The organism is Kitasatospora sp. NPDC091257 (genome assembly GCF_044757675.1).
Taxonomy (GTDB): Bacteria; Actinomycetota; Actinomycetes; order Streptomycetales; family Streptomycetaceae; genus Kitasatospora; species Kitasatospora lactacystinica.
The window spans coordinates 1-3,238 of record NZ_JBIVVI010001051.1; the positions used below are offsets into that span (position 1 = coordinate 1).

Annotated in this window: 5 protein-coding genes; 4 read left to right on the forward strand and 1 reads right to left on the reverse strand. The window is 73.5% G+C overall.

Annotated elements, in window-relative coordinates; translation table 11 throughout:
- The first annotated feature begins 10 nt into the window (after nt 1-10).
- Together ACIQOV_RS34140 and ACIQOV_RS34145 are read left to right on the forward strand one after the other, a co-directional pair.
- A complete protein-coding gene (locus ACIQOV_RS34140; protein ID WP_401054677.1) occupies nt 11-1,234 on the forward strand; it encodes an ROK family protein in 1,224 nt (407 codons plus the stop codon).
- 207 nt (nt 1,235-1,441) lie between these two features.
- Entirely contained in the window at nt 1,442-1,963 is a 522-nt protein-coding gene (locus ACIQOV_RS34145) for a hypothetical protein (RefSeq protein WP_401054671.1), read from the forward strand.
- A gap of 28 nt (nt 1,964-1,991) precedes the next feature.
- Here ACIQOV_RS34145 and ACIQOV_RS34150 read toward each other — a convergent pair whose 3' ends face one another.
- Complete coding sequence (locus tag ACIQOV_RS34150; RefSeq protein WP_401054672.1) at nt 1,992-2,255, reverse strand: hypothetical protein; 264 nt, start codon at nt 2,253-2,255, stop codon at nt 1,992-1,994.
- 41 nt (nt 2,256-2,296) lie between these two features.
- On the opposite strand from ACIQOV_RS34150, the gene ACIQOV_RS34155 reads away from it, so the two are divergent.
- Entirely contained in the window at nt 2,297-2,614 is a 318-nt protein-coding gene (locus ACIQOV_RS34155) for a recombinase family protein (RefSeq protein ID WP_401054673.1), read from the forward strand.
- Nucleotides 2,611-3,189 carry a hypothetical protein gene (locus ACIQOV_RS34160; RefSeq protein ID WP_401054675.1) on the forward strand — a complete coding sequence of 193 codons (579 nt, stop codon included), beginning with the start codon at nt 2,611-2,613 and terminating at the stop codon, nt 3,187-3,189. The genes ACIQOV_RS34155 and ACIQOV_RS34160 overlap by 4 nt, the downstream gene beginning before the upstream one ends.
- Nucleotides 3,190-3,238 lie beyond the last annotated feature (49 nt).

Consider the following 3,238-nt stretch of genomic DNA (forward strand, 5'->3'; position numbering starts at 1 on the left):
GAGGAACCCGATGAGCCCCCACCAGCCGACCAGTCGCCCGGCGGCCGGGGCCCCCGGGGTGCCGTGGAACCGGCAGCGGCTGCGCAGCAACAACGAGTGGCTCCTGCTGGAGCTGCTGCGCACGGGCGGCGGCTCCTCGCGCGCCCAGCTGGCCCGGGACACCGGGCTGTCCAAGCCGACGGTCTCGGCCGCCCTGGCCGAGCTGGAGCGGGCGGGCCTGGTCCGGGAGGCCGGGCGACTGGCCCCCGAGCGGGGCCGCACCGCCGTGCTGTACGAGGTCGACCCGACGGCCGGGCACGTGCTCGGCGTGGACATCGGCCGGGCCCGGCTGCGGGTGGCGGTGGCCGACCTGGCCGGGACGGTGATCGCCCGCCGGGACGTCGCCAACCGGGGCCGCTCGGCGAACGCCGTCGCGGACGCCGTGGTCGCCGCCGCGCACGAGGCGATCGCCGAGGCGGGCCTGGCCGCCGGGGACATCGTGCACGCGGTGATCGGCACCCCGGGGGTGTGGGACGAGCAGCGGCGCGGGGTGCGCTACGCCAGCAGCCTGCCCGGCTGGGGCAGGCCGGGACTGTTCGACCGGATAGGGGAGGGCCTGGGAACGGCCGTCTCGGTGGCCAACGACGCCAACCTGGCGGCGCTCGGCGAGTACACCCTGGGTGCCGGCCGGGGCAGCCGGATGTTCGCGTACCTGCTGGTCGGCACCGGCCTCGGGCTGGGCGTGGTGAAGGACGGCGAGCTGCTGCTCGGCGCGCACGGCGCGCTGGGCGAGATCGGCCTGGTCCCGCTGCCCGGGCGGTCCGGCGAGCCGGGCGCGACCATCGAGCAGGACGCCGCCGCGGACGCCGTGGTGCGTGCCGCCCGGGACTTCGGGCTGGACGGGGAGTCCGCCGCGCGGCAGCTGACGGCGAAGCAGGTGTTCGAGCGGGCCCGGGCCGGGGAGCCCGCGGCGGTCCGGGCGGTGGAGCGGGAGGCCGAGCGGCTCGCCTACGCGGTGGCCGTGCTGTCGGCCGTCCTGGACCCGGACCTGGTGGTGCTGGGCGGCGGGATCGGCAGCAGCGCCGACCTGCTCCTGGAACCGCTGGAGCAGGCCCTGCACCGGCTCGCCCCGATGCGTCCGACGCTCGCGCCGAGCCTGCTGGGGGAGGAGGCGGTGCTCCTCGGCGCGGTCTCCACGGCGCTGGAGACCGCCCGCCCCGAGGTGTTCGAGCGCCGGACGGCGGGGCTGCGCTGACGGTCGATCGGCGGGCCGGCCGGGCGGCCGCGGCGTTCGGCCGGGTTCTCCTGCTGCTGTCTTCGGCTGCCGTGTTTCGCCCGATGCGCTCGGCCGGTGGCCGGAAGGTCTCGATCTGCCAACGAGTGGGGGTTCGGTGGACGGTGCGTGTGCGGTTCCTGCTTGAATCGCACGACTCATCCATACGGAACGGAGCGTTCTCCTCCCATGCCTTCACGGATAGCCGGTCGCCGTCGGGCCGGCCTGGCCGGATTCGCCGGACTCGTCCTCACCGTCGGTCTGGCACTGACCGGGTGCGACCCGTCGGCGGCCGACGGCGGTGCCACGGCCTCGGCCACACCGACCGTCGCCACCACCACGACCGCGGTGACCACCCCGCCGGCGGCGCCCGCCGCCCCGGCCCCGGTCAGCAGCCCGCCGGCCCAGCCGGCCCCCGCGGCGCCGGTGGCCACGCCCCCGCCGGTCGCGCCTCCGGCCCAGCCGAGCGCCCCCGCGCAGCCACCCGCCACCAAGGCGCCGCAGCCGAAGGTGACCACCGCCCAGCCGCCGACCGACCCGGAGCCTCCGGCGGCGGCCGGCGCCGGGTGCGACATCCGCTCGGCCGCGGGCAACTGCTACGAGGCCGGGCAGTTCTGCCGCACCGCGGACCTGGGCAAGAGCACCCACGAGGCCGGCGGCCGGGTGATCTACTGCCGGATGGTCAGCGGGAAGCCGCACTGGCAGGCCTGAGGCCCCGCGGGCCCGGGGCGATCCGGGCTCAGGCGCCGATGACGCCCAGGATGTCCCAGACCAGGTGCTCGTAGGCCTGGAGCAGCAGCCCGTACTCGTGTGCGGCGGCCAGGGTCGGCCCGTCCAGTCGATCCGGGCCCAGGGCGTCGGCGGCCTGCTGCTCCAGCTCGGGCGCGGGCTGGGCGAAGAAGCCGAAGAACGCGCAGGCCTCGTCGGAGAAGCCGTACCAGCTGCGCAGCGCCTGCGCGATGGTGGCGCAGTAGCCGCCCCAGAGCGCGTAGTCAGGTTCCACCTCTGGATGCGGACGCGCTCTGCTGATCGGAGTGTGGGGCCATGGCGAGCAGGGTGAGGTACCTGGATCTTCTCCTTCGGAAGTCCCAGGTGGTCCGGGGAACCACCACGCGAGACATCCTGTCGTTGAAGTCGCAGGAGAGCCAGGGGCGGGCCTGGGGCAAGCGGCACGGTTACACGATCCGCCGCGTCTTCCGCGAGAACCTGTCCGCTTACGAGGCCGGGGTCAAGCGTCCGGATTTCGACGAGGCGGTACAGGCGCTTCTCGACGGCGAGTCGGACTGCTTGTGGGTCTATGACTCGTCGCGGTACAGCCGCAAGGGTGCAGGTGACGTGCTTAGGATTCTGGAGCCGGCGTGATCGCTGTCGCCTCCGGCACCACCACGGCCGACCAGGACTTCACCAGTGGCCAGGACCTCGGGGCCGACGAGCAGCCCGGATCTGACCATCAGGACGTCCGGCGCGACCGGAAGCGGGGCATCGAGCGTGGCGACGGCGCGCGGATTCCACGTCGCGATCCCCCACGCCCCACAAGACCCGGCCGCCGCCGCTTCGGCCAGGACACCGCAGGCGGCGGCCAACTGCTCCTCGCCTCGTTCACCGGCCGTGAGCGAGGCTTCCGGGTTGTGCAGGCCGCCTTGGTGTCGGTCAGCCTGGTAGCCGATACCGATATGGGGATCGCTGCGGAGCAACTCGCCTCAGTCGTAGGAGAGTTCAGTGCCTTCCCGTTCGGGGAGCCAAAGGACATGGCGATGCTTCGTCAGATTCATACGAAACTCGACGCTGCACAACGGGAGTTCGTCACCGCCGCCAGGCGATCGATCCACGCGTCAGACGCGAAGCAAGTCCCCTGGCGTTTGGGTGGTCCGCCACCCTGGGGTGAGATTGAACAGATCCATCAGCGAGACAACGACATCGGTCGCGTCATCCCCTGAACCACATTGGGTTCGGAGCGTCACGGGGCATGCACAAAGGGCCCCTTCC